At 65.4% G+C, this 21,994-nt stretch carries 18 protein-coding genes; 11 read left to right on the top strand and 7 right to left on the bottom strand.

What is annotated here, in order from left to right:
* Positions 1–45: 45 nt before the first annotated feature.
* The 3 genes from FHS96_RS18995 to FHS96_RS18985 are packed head-to-tail and all read left to right on the top strand — an operon-like array spanning position 46 to position 2,642.
* Positions 46–474: a carboxymuconolactone decarboxylase family protein gene (locus tag FHS96_RS18995; RefSeq protein ID WP_429595219.1), complete on the top strand. Its 429-nt coding sequence runs from the start codon at positions 46–48 to the stop codon at positions 472–474.
* Between the two features lie 14 nt (positions 475–488).
* Positions 489–2,120, top strand: coding sequence for an AMP-binding protein (locus FHS96_RS18990; RefSeq protein ID WP_429595216.1), 1,632 nt, complete (start codon positions 489–491; stop codon positions 2,118–2,120).
* Between the two features lie 39 nt (positions 2,121–2,159).
* The gene (locus FHS96_RS18985; protein WP_429595213.1) at positions 2,160–2,642 is read left to right on the top strand and encodes a VOC family protein; all 483 of its coding nucleotides are present in this window, start codon (positions 2,160–2,162) and stop codon (positions 2,640–2,642) included.
* 82 nt (positions 2,643–2,724) lie between these two features.
* On the opposite strand, the gene FHS96_RS18980 is transcribed toward FHS96_RS18985, so the two are convergent.
* From FHS96_RS18980 to FHS96_RS18960, 5 genes are all read right to left on the bottom strand, one after another.
* Positions 2,725–5,097 carry a TonB-dependent receptor gene (locus tag FHS96_RS18980; protein ID WP_429595210.1) on the bottom strand — a complete coding sequence of 791 codons (2,373 nt, stop codon included), beginning with the start codon at positions 5,095–5,097 and terminating at the stop codon, positions 2,725–2,727.
* A gap of 284 nt (positions 5,098–5,381) precedes the next feature.
* Positions 5,382–6,626 (bottom strand): hypothetical protein, encoded by a 1,245-nt coding sequence (locus FHS96_RS18975; protein ID WP_429595207.1) that lies wholly within the window; start codon positions 6,624–6,626, stop codon positions 5,382–5,384.
* A 19-nt stretch (positions 6,627–6,645) separates the two neighbouring features.
* Positions 6,646–7,854, bottom strand: a complete 1,209-nt coding sequence (locus FHS96_RS18970; protein ID WP_429595204.1) for a sulfotransferase family protein — start codon at positions 7,852–7,854, stop codon at positions 6,646–6,648.
* 154 nt (positions 7,855–8,008) lie between these two features.
* Positions 8,009–9,136 carry an acyl-CoA dehydrogenase family protein gene (locus FHS96_RS18965; protein WP_429595201.1) on the bottom strand — a complete coding sequence of 376 codons (1,128 nt, stop codon included), beginning with the start codon at positions 9,134–9,136 and terminating at the stop codon, positions 8,009–8,011.
* A 15-nt stretch (positions 9,137–9,151) separates the two neighbouring features.
* Complete coding sequence (locus FHS96_RS18960; RefSeq protein ID WP_429595198.1) at positions 9,152–10,354, bottom strand: acyl-CoA dehydrogenase family protein; 1,203 nt, start codon at positions 10,352–10,354, stop codon at positions 9,152–9,154.
* A gap of 151 nt (positions 10,355–10,505) precedes the next feature.
* Here FHS96_RS18960 and FHS96_RS18955 point away from each other — a divergent pair, with 151 nt between their 5' ends.
* The gene (locus tag FHS96_RS18955; protein WP_429595195.1) at positions 10,506–11,261 is read left to right on the top strand and encodes an SDR family NAD(P)-dependent oxidoreductase; all 756 of its coding nucleotides are present in this window, start codon (positions 10,506–10,508) and stop codon (positions 11,259–11,261) included.
* 21 nt (positions 11,262–11,282) lie between these two features.
* On the opposite strand, the gene FHS96_RS18950 is transcribed toward FHS96_RS18955, so the two are convergent.
* Positions 11,283–12,959: a GMC family oxidoreductase gene (locus FHS96_RS18950; protein WP_429595192.1), complete on the bottom strand. Its 1,677-nt coding sequence runs from the start codon at positions 12,957–12,959 to the stop codon at positions 11,283–11,285.
* A gap of 161 nt (positions 12,960–13,120) precedes the next feature.
* Between FHS96_RS18950 and FHS96_RS18945 the strand changes: the two genes are divergently transcribed.
* From FHS96_RS18945 to FHS96_RS18915, 7 genes are all read left to right on the top strand, one after another.
* Positions 13,121–13,909 carry an SDR family NAD(P)-dependent oxidoreductase gene (locus FHS96_RS18945; protein WP_429595189.1) on the top strand — a complete coding sequence of 263 codons (789 nt, stop codon included), beginning with the start codon at positions 13,121–13,123 and terminating at the stop codon, positions 13,907–13,909.
* Between the two features lie 46 nt (positions 13,910–13,955).
* On the top strand, positions 13,956–15,431 hold the full coding sequence (locus tag FHS96_RS18940) for an aldehyde dehydrogenase (RefSeq protein WP_429595186.1): 1,476 nt from the start codon (positions 13,956–13,958) through the stop codon (positions 15,429–15,431).
* Between the two features lie 46 nt (positions 15,432–15,477).
* On the top strand, positions 15,478–17,052 hold the full coding sequence (locus tag FHS96_RS18935) for an AMP-binding protein (protein WP_429595183.1): 1,575 nt from the start codon (positions 15,478–15,480) through the stop codon (positions 17,050–17,052).
* A 24-nt stretch (positions 17,053–17,076) separates the two neighbouring features.
* Positions 17,077–17,976 (top strand): NmrA family NAD(P)-binding protein, encoded by a 900-nt coding sequence (locus FHS96_RS18930; RefSeq protein WP_429595180.1) that lies wholly within the window; start codon positions 17,077–17,079, stop codon positions 17,974–17,976.
* Complete coding sequence (locus FHS96_RS18925; RefSeq protein WP_429595177.1) at positions 17,973–18,506, top strand: VOC family protein; 534 nt, start codon at positions 17,973–17,975, stop codon at positions 18,504–18,506. The genes FHS96_RS18930 and FHS96_RS18925 overlap by 4 nt, the downstream gene beginning before the upstream one ends.
* A 69-nt stretch (positions 18,507–18,575) precedes the next feature.
* Positions 18,576–19,679, top strand: coding sequence for an epoxide hydrolase family protein (locus FHS96_RS18920; RefSeq protein ID WP_429595173.1), 1,104 nt, complete (start codon positions 18,576–18,578; stop codon positions 19,677–19,679).
* Positions 19,676–20,425: an enoyl-CoA hydratase-related protein gene (locus FHS96_RS18915; protein WP_429595170.1), complete on the top strand. Its 750-nt coding sequence runs from the start codon at positions 19,676–19,678 to the stop codon at positions 20,423–20,425. The genes FHS96_RS18920 and FHS96_RS18915 overlap by 4 nt, the downstream gene beginning before the upstream one ends.
* A 168-nt stretch (positions 20,426–20,593) precedes the next feature.
* Here the strand turns inward: FHS96_RS18915 and FHS96_RS18910 are convergent, their stop codons facing one another.
* Positions 20,594–21,982, bottom strand: coding sequence for an amidohydrolase family protein (locus tag FHS96_RS18910; protein WP_429595167.1), 1,389 nt, complete (start codon positions 21,980–21,982; stop codon positions 20,594–20,596).
* Positions 21,983–21,994: the final 12 nt, after the last annotated feature.

Here is a 21,994-nt window from a genome sequence, read left to right as displayed (position 1 = left end):
CCACGGACAATAGGTCCGCCGATGACGTGAAAAAAGGATGGACGGATGGCCGAACTCGACGAGAAGCAGGAAGCGGGTGTTGCCTTCATTACCGGCATCATGGGCGAAGCCTTCGGCACCGCGTTCGCCGCAGCCGCCCGCGGCGACGGCTTCGCTTCCGACATTCCACGGATGGCTGCCGGCTGGGCGTTTCACGACGCGTGGCAGCATGAGGGGATCGACCGCAAGTCCAAGAGCATCGCGATCATTTCCGCGCTCGTTGCGATGCGCCAGTCGCTCGAGCTCAAGAACCATGTAAAGATCGGCATCGCCAACGGTCTCACCCCATCCGAACTCGAGGGGCTGCTTGTTCAACTCACCCCCTATGTCGGTTTTCCCTGCATCGCCTCCGCCACCACCGCGGTGATCGAGGCGATGCGCGAGGCCGGCGTCTCGCCCGATATCAAAACCGCGGAGGAACGCGGACTTCTGTGAGGAGGCAAGCGACGATGGCCGCCTTGGGCACCAACCCGCACTTCTCGGACCTGCAGCCCACGCTCGAGCACACGCTGCCGCAGGTCATCGCGCATGTGGCGGCGCGGCACGGCGACACGCCGTTCATCGTCAGCGAGTGCGGCGACCACATCAGCTTCGCCGATTTCAAGACACGTGTCGATCGCCTCGCGCGCGCGTTGATCGCTCACGGCGTCGGCGATGGCGAGCGCGTTGCCATCTGGGCGCCGAACAGTGCGGAATGGATCATCGCGGCCTCTGCGACCGAATGCATCGGTGCGATCATGGTGCCCATCAATACCCGCTTCAAGGGCGGCGAAGCGCTCTACGTGCTGGGCAAGACGCGGGCGCGCATCCTGTTCACCGCCGATCATTTCCTCGGCAACGACTATGCCGCCATGCTGCGGCAGGCCGGCGGCGGCGCGGGTGAGCACGGGCCGGTGCGAGAGCTTCCGGCGCTGACGCATGTCGTCGCGCTTGACGGGCCCGATCTCGTCCGCTTCGAGGCGGCCCAGGTCGACGATGCCGCGCTTGCAGCGCGCATCGCTGCAGTGACGCCAGACAGCATCGCCGACATCCTGTTCACCAGCGGCACCACCGGGCAGCCCAAGGGCGCGATGCACAATCATGGCCAGGCACTGTGGATGCCGGCGATCTGGAACGAGTCCAACGATCTGCGCGCCGGCGACCGGATGGCGATCGTCAATCCCTTCTTCCACAGCTTCGGCTATCGCTCGGGCTGGATATCGGCGCTGATCGCCGGGATCACCGCCTATCCGATCGCGACCTTCGATGCGGACGCGCTGCTCGACTTGATCGAACGCGAGAAGATCAGCGTGCTGATGGGCCCGCCGACCATTTTTTCCTCGCTTCTGGAGCATCCGCGGTTCGGCGATTACGATCTCTCCTCGCTCCGCGTCGGGCATACCGGCGCGTCCAATGTACCGGTGGACCTGATCCGCGCCGGCCGCGAGACATTCGGTTTCGACCTGTTTCTGACAAGCTTCGGCCAGACCGAAAGCACCGCGCTCGTCAGCGTCAACTATCCTGACGCAAGCTTCGAGACGATCGCCAGGACCGTCGGCAAGCCGCTGCCCGGTGTCGCGCTCAGGATCGTCGATCCGGCCGGCAATATCCAGCCGCAGGGCAAGAGCGGCGAATTGCTGGTGCGCGGCCCGAACGTCATGCAGGGCTATTTCGAGGATCCCGAACAGACCGCCGCCACCATCGACACCGATGGCTGGCTCCACACCGGCGATGTCGGTTGCATCGGCGAGGACGGCAATCTGCGTATCCTCGACCGGCTGAAGGATGTCGTGATCGTCGGCGGCTTCAACGCCTATCCCGCCGAAATCGAGGCCATCCTGCGCAAGCACCCCGCGATCGCCGACATCTGCATCATCGCGTGGCCCGACCCGCGCATGGGGGAGGTCTGCGCGGCCTGCGCCATTCTGCGCGCGGGCGCAACGCTCACCCTTGCGGAACTGACCGCGTGGAGCCGCGAGCAGATGGCCAATTACAAGGTCCCGCGCCACCTGGTCCTGTTCGACCAGTTTCCGCGGACGCCCTTGGGCAAGATCCAGAAGTTCCTGCTGCGCGAGCAGGCCCGCGACCATTTGGCAGCCTGAGAGATCGCGCGCGCTCTCCGAGGCAAAGAGGGCAGCAACATGGAGTTCGGAGGAGACCTGCATCAGATCGGGGTGGTCGTGCGCGACATCGAAGAGGGCATGCGGCGGTACCGGGATCTTCTCGGTCTCGGCCCTTTCTGGCGGCTCGATACCGACTATCGCGGCCGCTACCGCGACTGGCACGGACGCTTCGCAAACCGGAACGCGTTCACGCGATGGGGCGCGCTTTATCTTGAGATGATCGAGCCCGTTACGGGCGAAGGCAATGCCAAGGAGTGGCTCAACACCCGTGGCGAGGGAATCTTCCATCTGGGCTATGCGGTCGACGATCTGAGCCAGCGGCCCCAAGGCGTCGAGTGCGTGTTCGAAAGCTGGGGCGCGACGATGCCGGACGGCTCGCCTGCGGTCATTCATCTCGATACGGTCGACCAGCTCGGCTATTTCGTTGAGCTGTCGGATCGCGCTTTGGTTGAGCGGCTCAACGCCGGCATCGACATGCTCCTCGCGCAGGGCGGCGCCTGAACGAAGTCGCTTCGCGGCGTCTTACAGGTACAAGGAAGGAGCGCACATCGTGCACCCCTTCCCCATTTCGACCGTGTCGACGTCAGAACTTGTAGCCGACCTCCACGCCGTACATCCGGGGCTCGCCATAGACGCTGGACGAGAAACCCAGCCCCTCGGCGACGAGGCCGAGCACGCCGATGCGATAGGTCTCGTCGAGCAGATTGTTCGCGAAAACCGCTGCTGAGAACCCGGAGCCCCCGATCTTGCCGAGTTCTGCGCGGACGTTGACGAGCGAATAGGCGCCCTGCCGCGCTGACCGCTCGAAGTCGTCGAGGAAGATTTCGCTGCGCCAGGTGTAGTTCAGCGAAAAATTGAGTTCGCCCACGCTCTCGTCGATCGGCGGCGAGATCGTCGCGGTCGCACCGGCCTGGTGCTTGGGCATGCCACGCTGGGCGATCTCGGGACCGACCGGCGTCGGCGCCGCGGCCCCTTCGAGAATCTTCACCTTGGTGTAGGAATAGAATCCGGTAAGCGAGAAGCCGACCGTCGAGAAGGTCGCCTCGAACTCGCCGCCGGTGTTGCGCTGCCGCGCCGTATTGTCGACGATCGTGAAGACATTGCCATTGACGAAGGTGGCGCGCTGCTTCTGCACGTCGCTGCCATCCTGGCGGAACAGCGCCGTGCTGGTGGTCAGGCGCCCGCCGCCAAACCGCGTGTTGGTCTTCAGGCCAATTTCATATTCGTTGACGAATTCCGGAAGGAACGGCGCCAGCGTGACATAGCTCGTCGCGCGGGTCGAGAAGCCGCCCGCCCGGAAACCGTGGCGGTAGGACGCGTAGGTCGTGACAGCCGGGCTCGGCTCATACTGGATCGTCGCGTCGTAGGTCAGCTCCTTGAACGACTTCGAATTGGTGAAGCTGCATTCGGAGAAGGGCACGGTCTGGACGCCTGCCGTCGCCGCATCGATGTCGAACGAGCAGCGGCCCACCGATCCATCGGCATTGACGATGTTGGGCATGCTCGGTTCGACGGTGATCTTGCGCTTGTCATAGTTGTAGCGCAGGCCGCCCGAAAAGCTCAGCTCGTCGGTCGCATGGAAGGTACCTGCGACGAATGCGGCCGCGGTGCGCGAATAGCCCGAACCGGGGTTGGCGGTGGCGAACAGCAGCGCCGGTGTGGTCCGTGCATTGAGGCCCGCGCCGACGATGTTCAGTTCGGGCAAAGTGTTGGCGGTCGAGCCATCGATGCCCTTCTCCTCGAAATAATATGCGCCAAGGATGAAGTCGAGCTTACCGTCGAACACCTTACCCTGCAGCTGCAGTTCTTCGCTTATGTTGCGCGATCGAGAATATTGATAGGGCGTGATGAGGAATGCGGGAATGCCATCATAATCCTGCACCTGCTCGCGACGCACCTTGCGATATCCGAAGATATTCTTCAGCGTCAGGTCGTCGCTAAGTTCCCACGTGGTCTTGTTGGTGATTCCCCAGTTCTTGATATTCTCGAACGGGGCGCCAAAGGCATCGAGATTGCCGCCCTGCCCGGCACCGATGTTGAAGGTGAATCGCTTGTTGCGGAACAGCTGCTGCGCCTCGGCGATCTGCGCCGGAATATTGGCGTCGATCAGGCCGGCGCGCCGCAGCCCTTCATAATTGCTCAGCACGGATGGAAAGCGGCTGTCGGTCAGGAAGGCGGCGGTGCCGGCTTCTTCCGACTTGAACCAGTCGTACACGGTGAGCGACTGCAGCCCGTCGAACGGCTCGACCAGTGCCGACACGCGGAACGTGTCGAAATTCTGATTGTCGAAGCGGCGGCCGGTATCGACGTCGCGCGCCCAGCCGTCGCGCTCGCGCGACTTGCCGGAGAAGCGCAGCGCCACACGATCGCCGATCGGCACGTTGACCATCGCATAGGCATCCCACATGTCGTAGTTGCCGTACTGGCCGCGGATTTCCGCGGAGAATTCGCCGAGCCTGGGATGCGCCGGCTCGACCAGCACTGCGCCGCCGGTCATGTTGCGGCCGAACAGCGTGCCCTGCACGCCCTTCAGCACCTGGACGGATTCGAGATCGTAGAAGGTCTTGCCGAAGCCATAGGGCCGGGGCTGAACGACTTCAGCGAAATAGGTGCCGACCGGCGGGTCGGTGAACAGCTGCGTTTCCTGCGTGCGCTGGCCGCGCAGCGAGAAGGCGACCGTGTTGCGCTGGCTCTGCGAACTGGTGATCGACAGCGATGGCGTGCGGAATTGCAGCCCCTGCACATCGTTGACGCCCGCCTGTTCCAGCTGCGCGCCGTTCAACGCCGAAACGGAGATCGGCACGTCCTGGATCGATTCCTCGCGGCGGCGTGCGGTGACGACGATGTCGCCGGTGGGCACCGCTTCTTCCTGCTGCGGCGCTGCGTCCGTCTGCGCATACGCCGGCGCCGTGATGACGGCGGCACAGGTCATGGCGAGATATAGGCGGTGGTTCATTGCATCCCTCCCTGGACAAAAGGACACCGGCCGCTTGTTATTTTCGAAGCCGGTGGAGAAGTGTCAGCTACTGCCAATCACCGTCATGCCAAAGTCTTTAGAACCGGATGACTTACATCATCGTATGAGTGATTTGTCCTGAAATGGGCGGGCTCACCCACCCGACCCAGTTATCACGAATGTGATGCAAGCCCCCCTAAAATCGGTGCTCGCGGATACTATCCGCTTTCGATCATCGTACAATCGGAAGAAAGGACGTTTCTGCTCTTTCCGGATGAATTCTATCACAGGGAGATCCGGCGGGACCAGTCCCGCAGCCGGTCGGCCAGTTGGGTCGCGCGCGCGGCGCGGTCGAGCCGCGCGACCGCGCCGCCAAGACGGCCGTCAAGTTCATCCATGCCGACGACAGTGAGTTCGTGGTTCGGTCCAGCCCCGGCTTGCATCGCGGGCAAACCCTGCCACCGAATCATTGGCAACAGGTCCCGCAGCCCGTCCGTCTGCACCCAGTTGGCGACGCCGGGATCGCGCGCCGACATGACCGCGGTGATGCTGCCATCCGCGTCCGGCACGCATTGCGCGGCGCTCAATCCGCTCTGCAGACGATGCGCGTCGAGCGAGCGATACCACCAGATGGCGAACTGCAGGCTGCAATATGCCGCGCCCGCCCGGTTGAAGCGGACGATGGCGGCCTGGTCCTCCTCCAGCCGCAACCGCCCGATGCCGCTCGCCTGCGTCACCAGTCCCCCGACGGCACCGGTGCGGAAGGGCGGCGGCATGGAGTTGACGGCTTGCCCGGCGGAGAGGCGGAAGAACCAATAATAGAGCGGCACATCCTCCCGCACGCGCCTGAGCGCCTCCTCCAACCGCGCGTCGGGCGAGCGCGGCAGCAAACCGACCGCGTCGAGACGCTCGATCCGCAGGTCGAGCGGCGTCTCGCGCGCCCAGTCCATCATGCTGTCACGCACAAACAGGAATTTGACGCGCGGGCTGGTGGTCATGTGATTGGGCCGGCCAGCCGTCGGCTGATCGTCGATGATGATCGTGAAACAGCCGTCCTCTCCGACGTCGATGCCCGGCAGCTCCAGCGTCTGCGCCGTTACCGACGTGCCCCAATTTTCCACCAGCGTGAATGAGACATGCGCCGGGCAGGCATCGATCACCCGGCCGGACACGCGATACCGTCCGCCATGGGCGATGCCCGCCAGGCGATAGCAATTGTCCGGATTATCGCCGCCCATGCGGGCATCGGGCACATCGCGGTCGCCCCAGCGATAGCCCGGCATGAAGTTTCGCACGAAGCGGGGACGCACCGGGTCAGCCGCAGCGGCCTTGAACAGATAGTTGCCGATCCAGCCATCCATCGCCGCGTCGAACAGTGGCTCCACCTCCGCCGGCACGTCGGTGCCATGGCCGACACGCCAGAGCTGCGCGCAGTGAGCGCGCGCGACCCGGGTTTCCGGCTGGTCCCAGAAGCTGCGCACCTCCTGCTCCGCAGCAAACTGGCCGGGGTTGGCGATCGGATTGCGCATCCTCTTGTTCTCCTGCGGATCAGGCGAAGCGGCCGAGCCGGAACCGCCGCGAATAGCCCTCGAAGGCGGTTTCGATCATCCCGGCGGAGAGGCCGAAGGGCTCCAGCGCATAGTCGTAGCGGCCGTAGCGGTTCGGCGCGTTGGCCGGATCGGCAAGCCAGGCGCGCATCCGCGTCTCGAACGCCGGGCTGACGCCGCGCCCCCAATGCCCGTAGGCGTCACGAATGACCGCGATCGGATCACGGGTGAGATCGTGGAAGTCGACATGGACGATGCGGGGATCATCGATCAGCGGATCGGCCATGGCGTCTGCCACCGACGCGGCGATGCTCTGCACGAAAGCTGGCCCCAGCGCCCTGAAGTCCATCTGCCAGTCGGTGATGCCGCCATAGAGCACCGCCGTGATCGCCATGGTCGATGGGTGGACCTGCAAGGGGTCGCGGTGCGGCCAGATGCAGAGCGCATCGGGATAGGCGCTGAACAATGCATCGAGCACGAACTGATGGTAGGTCCCCTTCACCACCCAGTGCGTCGATGGGCGGTTCCATTGCAGATGCTGAAGGAATTCACGGTGAAAGGCATAGGCATCGGCGGCATTGCCGGCGTCGAGCACCATCGCCAGCGCCGGGAGGCGGTACAGCAGCGTCGGATAGGCGTTGTGGAAATCGAGCGCGAAGATCTCCTCGTCCTCGATCAGGCAGTGCCCACGCTTGTCCCAATACGGATGGAGCGTGAGCAGACCCGGCGCGATCCGCAGCATCTCGTCCAGGTCCCTGGCGGTGTGTTCGATCCGCTCCGCGGTCACCGTCACCTCGCCCGGTGGCGGGCTGGGCGCGTGCGTGTGCCACCAGCGCGGCGCGCTTGCCTCCGGATCCTCGCCGAGCAGCGAATGAATCAGCGTCGTCCCGGTGCGCGCGAAGCCGATGACGAAGATCGGCCGCTCGATCCGTTCCTGCGCGATGCCCGCGATGCGTCTGCGATCGGCGCTCAGGCGCAGGCGATTGGCGAGCACCGAGCGGAGTTGCAGCCCGACCGCAGACTGCTGGTCGGCGCGCAATTCGCCCTGAGCGTTCAGCCAGTCGAGGAAGCGCGCAACCCGTATGGCGAGAGCCGGATCGATGGGGTCGAAACTACCGGCCACCATCTGCGCGCTGCGCAGCAGGGGCTCAAATCCGATGCCCGTCGGCGCCTGTGCACCGGTGTGGACCGGTGCCGATCTGCTGCGCATTGCCGATTTCTCCTCTCCGTTGCTGTTCAACAGCCAAGGACTGCAGCGCTCGTTCCGGCGATACTTGCCCCCTATGCGCTGATCCCGCGCTCTGTCCTCTGCCTTTTCCTTCGGCCTTTCTGCGTTGTCGCCGCTCCCGCTCTTCAGCGGATCATCAGGCGAAGATAGTGTCGCCGAATCTCTGGCCGTGCAGGATCACGTCGCCGAACTGCTTCTCGATCACCATCAACCGACGGAAATAATGGCCGATCGCATATTCGTCGGTCAGGCCGTAGCCGCCGTGCACCTGGATGCCGTTGCGCGAGACCAGTTGGCCGGCTTCGCCGATCACGAGGCGTGCGGCCGAGATCGCGGCCGACCGCGTCGGCTCATCCCGGTCGGCATTGGCAAGCGCGTGGTACAGCATCGAACGCGCCTGATGCGCGGCCACGAAATTATCCGCCATGATATGCTGGATCGCCTGGAACGATCCGATCGCGGTGCCGAACTGCTTGCGTTCCTGCACATAGGAGGCGCAGACCTTGTTCGCCGCCTCCATTGCGCCGACCGCCTGCGCCATCAGCACGATCGACGCGCGGTCGATCGCCTCGCGTAGCACCGCGCTTCCGCGATTGGCACCGACCAGAAGCGCGTCAGCCGGCAGAGCGACGTCGGTCAGGCCGATATCTGCCGCGCGCGTGCCATCGATCAGCGGGTAGGATTCGTGGATCACGCCGGGCTGGTCCGCAGCGACAAGGAACAGACCGATGCCGTCTTCGCCCTCGATCATTGCCGAGACGATCAGGTGCCCGGCGCTCGGCGCATCCAACGCCATGATCTTCGCGCCGTTGAGCACATAGCCGTCGGCGCTCCGCCGTGCAGTCGTAGCCGCCGTATCGGCACTCAGCGGATGCATGCCCTCTTCCTGGTGCGCGAGCGCGATACGCAGCGTGCCACTTGCGATCTCGCCGAGCAGCACCAGCGCCCTGGTCTCGTTCGCCGACTGCTTCAGGATATGGTCGGCGAGGACGACGGTGCTGACATAGGGCTCGGTCGCTAGCGCCTGCCCAAGCGCGATGTTGAGCAGGGCGACATCCTCAAGCGTCCCGTCCAGACCACCTGCGGCCTCGGGCACCGGCAGCGCCAGCCAGCCCAGCTCGGCAAACTGCGCCCAGCGCGCCGCGTCGAACCCCAGCGCGCTTGCCCGCTGATGGCGCCAATACTCGACATCGGCATTTTCGGACAGCAGTCGCTCGGCGCTGTCCAGCAGCATCGCCTGAATGTCGGACTTCGCGAAATCCATGTCGGTTTGTCCTCTTCAGAGACCGAAGGCGAGCTTGGCCAGGATGTTCTTCTGAATCTGCTTGGTCCCGCCATAGATGGTCGCGGCGCGGTTGATCAGCGCCACGGTGGTGCGACCCGGTACATAATCCTGCCAGGCAGCGGTGGGCGCCGGCGGCGCCACCGGTTGCGGATCGAAGAAGCGCAGGGCCTTCGCGCCAAGCAGGTCGCATTGCAGCATCGTGATCTCCTGCTGCAGCTCCGACCCGCGGATCTTGAGCACAGATGCAGCCGCCGCTTCCGACGCGTCGAACGCCTCGTGCGCAAGCACGCGCAGCACCGACCATTCCAGCGCCAGCAGATCGGCCTCGATCCGGGCGAAACGGGCGCGGATGGCAGGATCCTCGGCGATCGGCCGGCCGGCGCGGCGCTCTCCGCGCGCGATGTCCTTCGCCCGGGCCAGTTCCCGCTTGCTCCAATAGATGAAGCTGGAGGTGGTGCGTTCATGCTCGAGCAGGAACTTGGCATAGGTCCAGCCCATGCCGGGCTCGCCGACCAGCTGATCGGCCGGCACCACGACATTGTCGAGGAACACCTCGCAGAGATGCGCCTCGCCGTTGATCTGCGGGATCTCGCGCACGGTGATGCCGGGCGTGTCCATCTTGGCGATCAGGAAGCTGATGCCGCGCTGCGGCTTCACGCCCTTGTCGGTGCGGACCAGAAAGAAACCCCAGTCGGCATGCGCCGCACCGCTGGTCCATATCTTCTGGCCGTTGACGACATAGGTGTCGCCGACCCGTTCTGCCGATGTCCGCAGCGACGCCAGGTCGGACCCGGATCCCGGCTCGGAGAAGCCTTGCGCCCACATCGTGGCGCCCTCGCGGATCATCGGCAGGAACCGGCTCTTCAGATAGTCCGAGCCGAAGGTGTAGATCACCGGCCCCAGCATGTGCGTACCGCCCCAGTCGAATTCCGGCGCATCGGCAGCATAGAGTTCTTCGTTGAAGATGAAGAGCTGCATCGCCGACCAGCCGCAGCCGCCATGTTCGACCGGCCAGTGCGGCACCGAACGGCCGTGCGTGTTCAGGATGCGCATCCATTCAAGCTGGTCCGGCACCGCCGCATTGTTCGCGACCTTGCGACGTTGGCGCTCCTTCATGTCGATGGGCAGCACCTGATCGATGAAGGCGCGAACCTCCCGGCGGAATGTTTCCAGTTCGGGGTCAAGGCGCAGTTCCATCGGATGAGGCTCCGGATCGTCTGTACGGTGGGATATGCCGTCCATGGCCCGTGGTCGGCGGCACGCGCAAGCCTCGGCCTCGGCACCATCATCAATGCGATGGGCGCGTGCCGGGGTTTGACAGCGCACTGTGCCGGCCTACGCTTTTTGCATGCAAATATCTTCAGCCTCGTCTGATCTCGTCTGGATTTCCGGCGCGACCGAAGGGATCGGCCTCGGCCTCGCGCGCAATGTCCCCTATCCCGGCGCTCGCATCGTCAACCTCTCGCGGCGTCAGCATCACGATTATGAGAGCCGTTTCCTCGACCTCGCGGACCAGGGCAGCTGGGATGCCGTCGGAGCGCACTTCACCGACATGCTCCGCGGCTCTCGGGGCAGCCGCGCCATCTTCATCCAGAACGCCCATCTGAAAGGCTTGACCGGCTTCGCGGGAGAGGTGGACGCGGCGGATTATGCCCGCGACATCATCGCCAATGTCGCTGCGCCGCTGCGCCTGGGCGAGATGTTCCTGCGTGCGGCGGTCGAATCCCGCTTCGCGGGCAATGTCGGGCTGGTGATGATGTCCTCATCCTCCGCCCGATCACCGACCCTCGGCCAGACGGTCTACTGCGCCGGAAAGGCGGCGCTGGAGATGTGGGTTCGCGTCGCGCGGCGCGAACTGGCGATGCGCGGGCGCGCCAACATCTGGGTCACGGCGGTGCGGCCCGGCTTCGTCGATACGCCGCTGACGCGGCAGGTCGCGGCAATGGCGGACAGCGATTATCCGATCGCCACACAGATGCGGCGGCAGATGGCGGAGGGCATCGGAGTGATGGACATCGACACCGCCGCCCGCCAGATCTGGGCAGCACTGCCCACCGACCAGTCCCTGCTGCTGTTCGGCCAGCAGGTCGGCCGCGACGGATGAGCCCCTTCGCCGACGCCGCCATCAGCGCGCGTCGGCCAGGACCAGTTCTGCACCGCGCTCGGCGATCATCATCGTTGCCGCATTGGTGTTGCCGGAAACGACGTTCGGCATCGCCGACGCGTCGATGACGCGCAGCCCTTCGACGCCGTTGACCTTCAGCTCACCGGACAGGACGGCATCGGCCTGTGCGCCCATCGCGCAGGTGGACGCCTGGTGATAACCGGTCGATCCCGCTGCCCGCGCGAACGCCAGCAATTCTTCGTCGCTCTCGGCCCGTGCGCCAGGGGTCAGTTCATGATCGAAATAGGGGGCGAGCACGGGTGCGTGCATCACCCGTCGCGCCCAGCGCAGCGTCTGGATCTGCGCGCGCTGATCGGCCTCGGCGGCGAGGAAATTGGGCCTGATCGCGGGCGCGTCGCGGAAGTCGGGCGACTTGATGTGGATCGAGCCGCGCGACTGCGGACGCATCACATAGCCACCCACCGTGATGCCCGGCAGCCGCTCCATCTGCATCGCTCCGCTCTTCGCCAGCGCCTCGAAGTCCACGGTCGCAGGACTGGCGAAGAATTGCAGGTCCGGAAGGTCGAGCGCGGGATCGGACTTGAGGAAGGCGGTCAGGTTGGAACCGCCAAGCGCGAGCAGGCCGGTCCGCGTGACCGCATAGCGGATCATCTGCGCAGCGAGCCCGAAGCCCCTCGACAGCTGGTTGAGACTGCGCGAGCCCGGCTTCAGCCGCGCGCGGACCATCGTCGCGAAATGATCCTGCAAATTCTCGCCGACCCGGGGGCGATCGACGATCACGGGAATGCCCAGCGCGCGCAGCGACTCGCCGTTACCGATGCCGGACAGTTCCAGGAGTTGCGGCGAATTGATCGCGCCACCCGCGAGAATCACCTCGCGTCGCACCCGTACCGCGTGCCGCTCATTGCCCTGCCAATATTCGACGCCGATCGCCGTCCTGCCCTCGAACAGGATGCGCGAGGCGTGCGCCTTCATCACGACCGAGAGGTTCGGGCGTTTCATCGCCGAATGGAGATAGGCGACCGCGGCCGATACCCGCACGCCCTTGTGGGCGTTGAGGCGCACGCGTGCCACGCCTTCGCGCGTCGTGCCGTTGAGGTCTGTCGCAAGCGGCGCCCCCGCTTCCTCAAAGGCGCGGGTCATCAGGTCGAGCATCTCGTGGCGCATCGGCACGTCGCCGATGTCGAGCTGCCCCTGCTGCTGCTCGGCGGTCACCCCCTCGCCATGCTGGCGCTCGATCCGCCGAAAATAGCGCTCCGCATCACTCCAGCCCCAGCCGCTGAGGCCAAGCTGGCGCCACCCGTCATAATCCTCAGGCAGCCCCCGCACCCACAGGATGCCGTTGATCGACGAGGAGCCGCCCAGCACCTTGCCGCGCGGAAAATGATACTGGCGTCCATCCGAACTGGCGTCGGGCTCGGTCAGATAGTTCCAGTTGATGCGCGCATCCTTCAGCATCCTGGTGAAGCCCGCGGGCACATGGATGTTGAGCGTACTGAGCGCCTGCGCCGGGCTGGCGATGTTGCGCAGCGGACGGTCGTCGCCACCCGCTTCGAGCACGACAACCTTGTATCGGCCGTCAGCACTCAACCTGTTCGCGAGAACGCAGCCAGCCGAGCCCGCGCCGACAATCACATAGTCGGCTTCCAAAATGCTGCGCTGCGCCGCGTCGGCCATTGTTATCGCTCTCCTTCTTTGTCCACATGCATCGCGGCCCGCCAGGCGGGCGACAAGATGACAGCAGTGAAATCGCTCTTATGATGGGTTGGCAAACGCCATCGAAATCGACGCACCCACCGCGCTATGGCGGCAAACAAGCACATCAGGATGAGGATCGAATGACCCGGCTCTTCTCGCTCGAGGGACGCACCGCCATGATCACTGGCGCATCGCGCGGGTTGGGCAAGGCCATCGCGCTTGGCTTCGCCGAGGCGGGTGCGTCGCTGATCCTCGCCGCGCGCGATGCCGGGAAGCTCGAAGAGACGGCGGAGGCCGTCCGCGAGGCAGGCGGGCAGGCCCGTACCATCGCTTTTGACCTGGGCGATCTGGACGCCGTCCAGGCCGCGGCGGACCGGCTGACCGCTGAGGACACACCGATCGACATCCTGGTCAATAACGGGGCGATCGGCGGCTGGGGCGCGCTTCACGAATCGACGCTCGGCCATTGGCAGACGATGTTCGACGTCAACGTCTCGTCCATGTACATCCTGTGTCGTGACCTTTCGAAGGGTATGGCCCGGCGAAAATGGGGCCGGATCATCAACTTCGCCTCCTATGTCGCCGATACCGGCAGGCCCAATCTGTCCGCCTATGTCGCGAGCAAGCATGCGGTGCTCGGCATAACCCGGGCAATCGCCGCCGACCTCGCACCGCACGGCGTCACCTGCAACGCGATCGCGCCGGGTTTCTTCGACACCGACATGGCCGCGCCGACCGTCGGCCATCCGCAGCGCGCCAAGATCTTCCGCGACGCCATTGCGCTCGGCCGCTTCGGCGATCCGGCCGAGATGCTGGGGCCCGTCCAGTTCCTCGCGTCCGAGGCGTCCGGCTACATTACCGGACACATGCTGCCGGTCGACGGCGGGGTGGCGAACATCCTGTCGCTGCCGGTGGTCGTCGAGACCTGATCTGCGCGTCGCCATCAGCCCTCATCCGCATCTGGAGACATCCGTCATGACCGACACGCTGCTCAACCTCGCCAACCCCGAGAAGCTGTTCATCGGCGGGGACTGGTCCAATTCATCTGAGGGCCAGGGCATCGACATTGTCTCCCCCGCGACCGAGGAGACGGTCGGCCGCGTCGCGAAGGCGACGATCGCCGACATGGATCGCGCCATCGCCGCCGCGCGCAATGCCTTCGACAACGGCCCCTGGCCGCGCACGACGGGTGCAGAGCGCGCCGTCGTTCTGCGCCGCATCGCCGAAGAGATGGCGAAGCGCGCCGACGACTTCGCCCGTGCCTGGTCGTTGCAGGTCGGTATGCCCTATACCCAATCGTCGGCGACCGCGCCGTTCATGGGCGGCTATTACAGCTACGCCGCCAGCCTCGCCGAACAGGGGTTCGAAAGCGTCCGCCCGGCCCTGGCCGGCGGCTATGCGATCGTCGTGCGCGAACCGGTGGGCGTTGTCGCGGCGGTGGTGCCCTGGAACGCGCCGCTTGCCACCCTTTCGCTGAAGGTCGCCTTCGCCCTTGCCGCGGGCTGCACGGTCATCGCCAAGCCTTCGCCGGAAACGCCCCTGGAAGCACTGATCCTCGCCGAGTGCATCGCCGCCGCCGATGTGCCCGAGGGCGTGTTCTCCGTGCTGACCGCCGACCGCGACGTTTCCGACTATCTGATCCGTCACCAGGGCGTCGACAAGGTGAGCTTTACAGGGTCCACGGCCGCCGGCCTGCACATCGCCTCGGTCGTGTCGGGCCGCTCTGGCCGTATCACCACCGAACTCGGCGGCAAGTCGGCCGCGATCGTCCTCGAAGACGCCGATGTCGGCAAGGTCGTTTCCGGCATCATGCCCAACCTCGTGGGTCTCTGCGGCCAGCAATGCGCGGCGTTCAGCCGTATCCTGGTGCCTGCCGCGCTCAAAACCGCCGTAGAAGAAGCGATCGCTGGTGCCATGCGGCATGTGACGGTGGGCGATCCCTTCGCCGACGCCACCCAGATGGGGCCACTGGTCGCCAGCCGCCAGCAGGATCGCGTGCTCGACTATATCGCAAAGGGCAAGGCGGAAGGCGCGCGGATCGTCACTGGCGGAAACCGTCCGACGAATCTTCCCAAGGGCTGGTATGTCGAACCCACGCTGTTCACCGACGCGAGCAACGACATGGTGATCGCGCGCGAGGAGATTTTCGGTCCGGTCGGAACGATCATCACCTATGGCAGCGAGGAAGAAGCCATCGCCATCGCCAACAACAATATTTACGGCCTGTCGGGTGGCGTCTTCACTGAGGATGTGGAGCGCGCCTACGAGGTCGCCCGCCGCATCCGCACCGGCAATTTCGGGCATAATGGCCGCGTGATCGACTATACGATTCCCTATGGCGGCTTCAAGCAGTCCGGGGTCGGGCGCGAAGGCGGCGCGGAAGGCCTGCACGGCTTCACCGAAATCAAGGCGGTGTTCATGCAGGAACTTCCGGCCCACCTGAAGGCGTGACCGGGCCTACCGCCCTCCCCCATCCGCCAGGCAGACAAAGGCGCTCATGACGACCACCATCCCCGCGCTGATGCGTGATACGGCCAACCGCTATGGCGACCGCGCGGCGTTGGTATCGCAACTGGACGGCGCCATCAGCTTCCGGGAGCTGGATCGTCAGGCGGACTTGGTTGCCAAGGCCCTGATCGCCGACGGCGCCCTGCCGGGCGATCGCACCGCAATCTGGGCGCCGAACATGTGGGAATGGGTGGTGGCGGCGATCGGCATCCAGCGGGCGGCCGGCGTCCTGGTGCCGCTCAATACGCGGCTGAAGGGCGGCGAGGTGGCGGACGTCGTCCGCCGTGGCCGCATCACGCGGCTGTTCGCCGTCGGCGATTTCCTCGGCCGCTATTATCCCGCCATGCTCAAGGCGGAGGATATGCCGGAGCTGCGCCGTCGGATCGTCCTGCGCGCTGCCCCCGACCGGCTCGGCGCGCAGGAGACCGGCTGGGATGCGTTCATCGCTAGCGGCGACGCCATCGGCGATCCCGCGCTCGCCGAACGCGCGGCGATGGTGAAGCCGGACACGGTGTCCGACCTCATGTTCACGTCCGGCACCACCGGCGCGCCGAAGGGCGCGCTGTTCGACCACCGCCGGTCGCTTGCCGGCGGGCAGGCCTGGGTCGACATCGCACGGCAGCATGACGGCGACCGCTATGGCGTGTTCGGTCCCTTCTCGCATAACGCCTCCTACAAGGCTGGCTGGGTGGCGGGGCTGCTGAGTGGCGCCACCGTCTACTGGCCCGAAGCGTATGATCCGGTGAGCGTGCTTGATCTGGTCGCGCGCAATCGCATCACGGTGATGCCCGCACCGCCGACCGTGTTCCAGGAACTGCTCGCCTTTCCCAACTGGCGCGACTGGGACATCTCGTCCTGGCGGTTCATGTCGACCGGCTCCACGGTCGTGCCGATCGAACTGATGAAGCGACTGGAGGCGGAAACCCCGATCCAGGAGATCAGCACCGGATACGGCATGACCGAGTGTGCCGGTTCGGCCACCCACACCCGCCCGGGCGACCCGATGGAGCGCGTGGCCTACACCGTCGGCACAGCGATTCCAGGCACCGAAATCCGGGTGGCGGGCCCCGACGGCGCCGTCCTCCCCGTCGGGGAGCCAGGCGAGGTGCTGATCCGCGACGGCAAGCTGCTGATCGAATATATGGACAATCCCGAAGCCACCCGCCTGACGCTGGATGCGGATGGATGGCTGCATACCGGCGATGTCGGCTATCTCGATGCGCAGGGCTATCTGAAGCTCACCGATCGTCTGAAGGACATGTACATCGTTGGCGGTTTCAACGTCTATCCCGCTGAAATCGAGAAACAGATGACCGGCCTTCCCGGCATCCACCAGTCGGCGATCGTCGGAATAGCCGATCAGCGGCTGGGCGAGGTCGGCCACGCCTTCGTCGTGCGCGCCGCCGGATCGACCATCACCGCCGAGGAGGTCGTCGCATGGTGCAAGGCCAACCTCGCCAATTACAAGGTGCCTCGCGGCGTCACCTTCCTTGAAACGCTGCCAATGAACTCGACCGGCAAGGTCATCAAATATGCGCTGAAGGAAGCGCTGAAATCCGCCTGACGGCGCGATGGCGGGAGATCCTTGATGCTGACGCTGGTGACGGGCGCGACGGGTACGCAGGGGGGTGCGGTCGCGGCTGCGCTGCTGGCCCGCGGCCGGCCGGTGCGCGCACTGGTCCGCGACGTCGAGACGGCGGCCGCCCGCGCGCTCGCGGTCGCGGGTGCCGAGCTTGCGGTCGGCAGCTTCGATGATCCCGCAGCTCTCGCCGCGGCGCTGCGCGGGACCGATGCAATCTTCTCCGTGCAGCCCGCGCCCGGAGCGGATGCGGACAGCGAGCGCAACCAGGCGCACGCCCTGATCGACGCGGCACACACTGCCGGCGTGCATCGCGTGGTGCACAGTTCGGTCTCCAATACCGGCGCGTTCACGACGATGCCGGGATGGGCCGAGGGGCGCTGGCACCGCAATTATTGGCAGAGCAAGGCCGACGCGGAAGCCCTCGTTCGCGCTGGCGGCGTTCCGGCCCACACGATCCTGCGCCCGGCCTTCATGATGGAGAATTTCGCCATGCCGAAGGCGGGCTGGATGTTTCCGGACCTCGTCCGGGGCGAGATCCTGACCTGCCTTCATGCCGACACGCCGATGGTCCTGGTTGCGGCCGAGGACATCGGACAGGCAGCGGCCGCCGCGATCGAAGCGCCCGATCGCTTCGACGGACAGGAAATCGAGCTGGCAGGCGACCTGCTGACGCTGCAGCAGATTGCGCAGGTGCTGAGCGACATTCTCGGCCGGGCGGTGATCGCAAGGACATGCGAGCCGGACGATCTTGTCGCGCGGGGCCAGCATGCCGGATGGGTCGAGACCCAATCGTGGATGAACGTCGTCAACTATTCGGCGCGACCGGCCGAAATGACGCGCTGGGGGCTCCGCCCCACCCGCTTCGCCGACTGGGCCGCGCGGCATGCCGCGGCGATCCGGTCATGATCACGGGATATGGCCCGATCCGCCAGCTGGGCTATGTCGTGCGCGACATCGAGGCGGCGATGAAGGTCTGGGCGGGCAAGCTGCGCATCGGGCCATGGTTCTACAATGTGCGGCTTCCGCTCGACGAATATCGCTTTCGCGGGGTCGATCTTGCCGGGATGGACATGAGCTATGCGCTCGCCAATTCCGGCGACATGCAGATCGAACTGATCCAGCAGCGATGCGACACGCCCAGCGTCTATCGAGAGTTCCTCGATCAGCACGGGGAAGGCCTGCAGCACATCTGCGTCTGGCCGGATGACTATGACGGCGTCCATGCTTCGGCGGTGGCCAACGGCCTGACGCCGGTTCAGGAGGGGCGCGTCGGCGCGATCCGCTTCGCCTATTTCGAGGATGCGCTGCATGCCGGTACCAGCCTGGAGATGTCCGAGATGCTGCCGATGCGGCGGGCCGGGATCGAGCGCATACGCGCCGCAGGGCAGGCCTGGGACGGAAGCGATCCTGTCCGACCCTATGCAATAAAGTCGTAGCCCACTCGCCAGGGGTGCCATCGTCAGATCGTAGCAGACGTCCGCAGGGATCCGGACACAGGAGACAAGATGAGCCCGCAGCCGTTCCAGATCGATGTTCCGCAAGCCGTGCTCGAGCGGATCCAGGCGCGTCTCGCCAGCAGTCGGATCGGCTATATGCCCGATGACGAGGATCAGTGGCGCTATGGCATGGATGCCCGCTATCTCGCCGAGCTCGTGGATTATTGGCGCTCCGGCTATGACTGGCGCAAGGAAGAACGGGCACTCAACCTCTGGCCCCAGTTTCGCGTCGAGATCGACGGCATCCCCATCCATTTCTACCATGTGCGCGGCGACGGGCGACACGATGTGCCGATCCTGCTGACCCATGGCTGGCCGGGCTCGGTCGTCGAGTTCCAGGCGGTGATCCCGCTGCTCCTCGAGGCGGGCTTCTCGCTCGTCATTCCTTCATTGCCCGGCTATGGCTGGTCGGGCCGCCCGCCCCGTCCGATCGGGCCTGCGCGCGTCGCCGCCATGTGGCGGACACTTATGGTCGATGCGCTGGGCTATCCCCGCTTCTTCGCGCAGGGCGGCGATTGGGGATCGGTAGTCACGACGCAACTCGGCATGTCCCATGCCGATGCCGTCGCGGCGATCCACCTCAACTTCTTCATGCCTCCACCGGCCGGACCCGACGCCGACGCCGAACTGCGCGACTATTGGGCCGATGTCGGCAAGCTGATCCAGGCCGAGGGCGCCTATCAGCATGAGCATATGACCAAGCCGCAGACCATCGGCCTTGCGCTGCACGACAATCCGGTCGGCTGGGCAGCCTGGGTGGTCGAGAAGTTCTGGCGCTGGGGCGATACGAAGGGCGACATCGAAAGCCGCTTCAGCAAGGACCATCTGATCACCAATCTGATGTCCTACCTCGTGAACGACACGGTGATGTCGTCGATCTGGATGTATTATGGCTTGGGTCAGGAGCAGCGCGCTTCCGGGCGTGTCCTCGTGCCGACGGGCCTCGCCCATTTCCCAGCCGAGTTCTATCCGATGCCATCGCGCGCGCTGGCGGAACGGCACTATAATGTGCAGCGGATGACAACCATGGCAGCGGGCGGTCATTTCGCAGCGATGGAAGAGCCGGACGCCTTCGCGCAAGACGTCATCGCCTTCTTCGGGAGCCAGGCGTGACCTCCGTGCTGCACATTGACGAGCCGAGCGCCGGCGTCATGCTGTTGTCACTGAACCGGCCCGCCCAGCGCAACGCGATCGATCTGGAGCTTCTCGACGCGCTGAGCGCTGCATTCGCTTGCTTCGAGAAGGAGGATCAGCTCCGCGCGGCCGTGCTGACCGGGACGCCGCCCGCCTTCTGCGCCGGCCTCGACCTCAAGACGTTCTCGGCACCGGATGCGCCGCGCCACCGGGCGACCGCCCTGATCCAGAGCATGGCGACGCTCGCCAAACCAATCATCGCCGCCGTGGGCGGCGCTGCCTATACCGGCGGGCTGGAGATGGCGCTGGGGTGCGATTTCATCCTGGCGAGCACGGAAGCGCGCTTCGCCGACACGCATGCCCGCATCGGCGCCTTGTCCGGCAGCGGCATGGGCTCACGCCTGCCCCATGCGACGGGAACCCGGTTCGCGAAACAGATGATGCTCTCCTGCCAGCCCATCAACGCCGAAACCGCGTTGCGTGCAGGCCTCGTGAACGAGGTGCTGGCGCCCGATCGCCTGCTGGCGCGCGCGATCGAGGTGGCGAGCGCCATCGCCAGCCATGATCCGGCGCTCATCCGGGTCGTCAAGGATGTCGTCGACCGCGGCGCGCACGGCACCCTGTCCGATGCGCTGCGCCTGGAAGCGGATGCGCTGGCGCTTCGCAATGCGAGCGGCGGGATGCACTGGAGCGGTCAGGCGAAGACCGCGCCGCCGACGGCGTAGCGCCAACCTCCGGAAATCGGACCGGCGCGGCCCCCTCGACCGCGCCGGTCCGCCCCCCCCCCACTCATACCGTCCCGCTCGGTCTGCGACCGATCAGGAGAGGGTATCGCTCAGGCGCCACGCGGGCTTAACCAAGCCGCGATGAGTCATGCTCATCGCAGCTTGGTATCAGATGCCCCAGAGGCCGGCGGCGTTAGCGCCGACCACCTGCTTGCCGGCGTCCTCACCCACCATGTCGAAGATGCGCTTCATGATCGCATCGGAGCTGCCCATCACGCCCTCGGGATGCGGATAGTCGGTCGACCACATCACGCGGCCTGCGCCGAGCCGGCCGATATTCTCCATTGCCACATCATCTTCCATGAAGGTGGTGTAGCAGTTGTTGTGCCAGTACCAGCTCGGCTTGTGCGCGAGCTTCGGGCGCAGTTCGCTCGCATAGTCGCGGGCGACCTTGTCTGCATTTTCAAGCGTGCCGGGCACCCAGCTGGCCCCCCCCTCGGTGAAGACGACCTTGAGGCCCGGAAACCGGTCGAACACGCCGGAGAACACCAGTTGGCCGAACAGCCCCGTGAACGGCATCAGATTAGCGTTGAGGTTGGCGCCCAACGAGCCGCGTCCGGAATATTGAATGTAGGCGCCGATGTGGAACGACACCGGCATACCGCTTTCCTGGATCGCTTCCCACATCGGATCCATGGAAAGGCTGTTGTAGCGCACGCCTTTCGGGCTCACCGGAATGTCGATCGCCTTGTAGCCCAGTTGCTGGAGCTTCTGGAGATAGTCCCTGGTCTGCTCCGGCCAGAGGAAGGTGGGCAGCAGCGCCACGGGGAACAGCCGATCCGGAGCAGCCTCTTTCCACTCCGCCGCCCATTCGTTGCAGACATCGACGCAGCGATACCAGAATTCCTTGTCGGGCATCCGGATCAGGCTGTTGAGGCGGCCATGATAGATGACGGCGGCGTCAATTCCTTCGGCGTCCATATCGGCCAGGCGCTTCGACACGTCCCAGAAGCCCTCGCGGCCTTCGGGAAAGAGCGGCGGCAGGCCCGGCACGTCATAGGAATGGCCATCGACTTCAAGATGAAAGCCGGTCTCGTCACGCCAATACTTCGGCGCGCGATCCTTGTCCGCCCCCTTCAGCCGATCTTCCCACAGCCCCGGCTCTTCGATCAGATGATCATCGGCCGAGATGACGCGCGTGCCCGCGGGGCGCTGCCAGGTCGATTCCGGGATCACGCGGTCCCGCGGCCACGGCGTGGCGGTCATGTCGTTCATAATGTCGGTCCCTTCTAAATCTGCCGAACCGCAGCCCCCTCGATGCAGCTGCCACGCGAAAATCCATAGCATGGCATCGACCGAACCGAGCCGGCGCGGGCCGTTCCGGGCGCTCTCATCAGGTTTCTGATGAATCGACATGGCGGAGCCGGGGCGGTGGCCGTCGAGACACATCGCGCGCATGATTTCTTTCGACAGCCACACTCCGGTGAGGGAGAGAATATGCCCATCGGCAATACCATCCGGCCCGGATCTGGACTGAAGGTTCGCGCGCTGGCTCACGGCTTCGGCGCG

Source organism: Sphingomonas zeicaulis, assembly GCF_050433225.1.
GTDB lineage: Bacteria > Pseudomonadota > Alphaproteobacteria > Sphingomonadales > Sphingomonadaceae > Sphingomonas_D > Sphingomonas_D zeicaulis.
The sequence above is the reverse complement of the archived record's forward strand: the minus strand, read 5'-3'. Positions and strand labels throughout refer to the sequence as shown.